Source organism: Streptomyces sp. NPDC005820 (assembly GCF_040630255.1).
Lineage (GTDB): Bacteria > Actinomycetota > Actinomycetes > Streptomycetales > Streptomycetaceae > Streptomyces.
This window is the reverse complement of the sequence record NZ_JBEXXE010000116.1, coordinates 1-2,763: the sequence shown is the minus strand read 5'-3', so window position 1 is coordinate 2,763 and position 2,763 is coordinate 1. Positions and strand designations below refer to the sequence as shown.

Annotated in this window: 1 protein-coding gene; it reads left to right on the top strand. The window is 72.2% G+C overall.

Annotated features, from left to right (window positions below):
* On the top strand, nt 1-2,763 hold a 2,763-nt coding region (locus tag ABZ464_RS51915; RefSeq protein WP_359290019.1), incomplete at both ends, for a beta-ketoacyl synthase N-terminal-like domain-containing protein.

Below are 2,763 nucleotides of genomic sequence, written 5' to 3'. Positions count from 1 at the left end.
CTCACCCTCCAGGACGCCGCACGCCTCGTCGCCACACGCGGCCGCCTCATGCAGAACGCCACCCCCGGCGGCGCCATGACCGCAATCGAAGCCACAGAAGACGAAGTACGGCCACTCCTGGACGACGACCACGTCTCCCTCGCCGCCGTCAACAGCCCCCAGTCACTGGTTATTTCGGGCGACACCGACGCCGTGCGCCACATCACCGACCACTTCACCAGCCTCGGCCGACGCACCCGACCCCTCACCGTCAGCCACGCCTTCCACTCCCCCCACATGAACCCCGTCCTCGACGACTTCCACACCATCGCCGAGACCGTGGACTACCGTGCGCCTCGCATCCCCCTCGTCAGCACGGGTGAGCCGACCTCCGCCGCCTACTGGACCGATCACATCCGCACCACCGTCCGCTACCACGACGCCGTCCAAAACCTCACCACCCAAGGCACCACCACCTTCATCGAAATCGGCCCCGACGCCGCCCTCACCCCCCACACCCCCGACGCCGTCCCCGTACTCCGCCGAGGGCGCCCGGAACCCGATTCCGTGCTGCGCGCCCTGGCCACCGTCCACGTACAGGGCGGGCACTTCGACTGGGCTGCCGGACTGGGCGGTTGGGGTGGTGGGGCCGTGGGTCTTCCCACGTACGCCTTCCAGCGGCAGCGGTACTGGCTGGACACGGCGCGGGGCCCGGCGACCGCGCCGCCTTCGGTCACGGTCACCGCCCCGGTCGCCGAGGAGCCCGTGCCGGAGGCCGGCCCTGTCGTCGACAGCTCGGGACTGCTCGACCTGGTGCGGACGCAGGCCGCGATCGTGCTCGGCCATGTGACCGGCGACGCGGTGGACGCGGAGCGGTCGTTCAAGGACCTCGGTTTCGACTCACTGGCTTCGCTGGAGCTGCGTGACCGGCTACAGGCAGCCACCGGACTGAGCCTGCCGTCGGCGCTCGTCTACAACCATCCCACGCCCGATGCCGTCGTACGTCTGCTGCGCGAGCGGCTGACGGGCGAGGGCGGCGCGACGGCCGCGGCCGAGTCGTCCGAGCCCGCCACCGCCCCCGTCGACCCGGTCGACCCGGTCGTCATCGTGGGCATGGCCTGCCGTTTCCCGGGCGGCGCCGACTCGCCCGAGGACCTGTGGGACCTGGTGTCGTCCGGCGGTGACGCGATCGGGCCGTTCCCCGACGACCGTGGCTGGGACCTCGACGCGCTGTTCGACCCCGACCCGGACCGGCCCGGGACGACGTACGTCCGTGAGGGCGGGTTCCTGCGGGACGCGGGCGCGTTCGATCCGGCGCTGTTCGGGATCAGTCCGCGTGAGGCGGAGGCCATGGACCCGCAGCAGCGGCTGCTCCTGGAGACGGCGTGGGAGACGTTCGAGCGCGCGGGCATCGCGCCGGACGCGCTGCGCGGGAGCCGGGCGGGTGTCTTCGTCGGGGCGACCGCGCAGGACTACGGGCCCCGGCTGCACGAGCCGGCGGAGGGTTTCGACGGGTATCTACTCACCGGCAGCACGTCGAGTGTCGCTTCGGGCCGGCTGGCGTACGCGTTCGGCCTGGAGGGCCCGGCGGTGACCGTCGACACGGCGTGCTCGTCGTCGCTGGTCGCGCTGCATCTGGCCGCGCAGGCGCTGCGGCAGGGCGAGTGCGACCTCGCGCTCGCGGGCGGTGTCACCGTCATGGCGACGCCGGGGATGTTCCTGGAGTTCAGCCGGCAGCGCGGTCTTTCGCCGGACGCCCGCTGCAAGCCGTTCGCGGCGGCGGCCGACGGCACCGCGTGGGCCGAAGGCGTGGGCCTGCTGCTGGTGGAGCGGCTCTCGGACGCCCGGCGCAACGGCCACCACGTCCTGGCCGTCGTCCGCGGCTCCGCCATCAACCAGGACGGCGCCAGCAACGGCCTCACCGCCCCCCACGGCCCCTCCCAAGAACGCGTCATCCGCCAAGCCCTCACCCAAGCCGGCCTCACCCCCGCCGACATCGACGCGATGGAGGCGCACGGCACCGGCACCACACTCGGCGACCCCATCGAGGCGGAGGCGCTGCTGGCCACGTACGGGCAGGACCGTCCGGCCGAACGGCCGCTGCTCCTCGGCTCGTTGAAGTCGAACATCGGGCACACACAGGCCGCGGCCGGGGTCGGCGGTGTCATCAAGATGGTCATGGCGATGCGGCACGGTGTGCTGCCGCGCACCCTGCACATCGACGAGCCGACCCCGCACGTCGACTGGACGGCGGGCGCCGTCCGCCTCCTCACCGAGGACCAGGACTGGTCCCCCACCGCGGACGACCGGCCGCGCCGCGCCGCCGTCTCCTCCTTCGGCATCAGCGGCACCAACGCCCATGTCATCCTCGAACAGCACATTGCTGAAAGGGAGTTCGAGGAGCATCCCGACATTCCTGCCCTGTGGCCGGTCTCGGCGCACAGCCCCGAGGCGCTGCGCGAACAGGCGGCGCGGCTGCGCTCATACGTCACTGACGCGCCGACGGCCGACCCAAGGGCGATCGGCCACGCCCTGACGAACGGACGGGCCGCACTGGAGCACCGGGCCGTCGTCCTGGCCGACGACCGCGAGGAGGCACTGGCCGCGCTCACGGCACTGGCCGAGGACCGCGAACATCCGTCCGTCATACGCAGCGGGCGCACCAGCGCCCGTACGGCGTTCGTGTTCACGGGGCAGGGCAGTCAGCGCCCCGGAATGGGACGTGAACTGTACGAGACGTACGGGGAGTTCGCCGCCGCCTTCGACGAGATCTGCGCCGCCTTC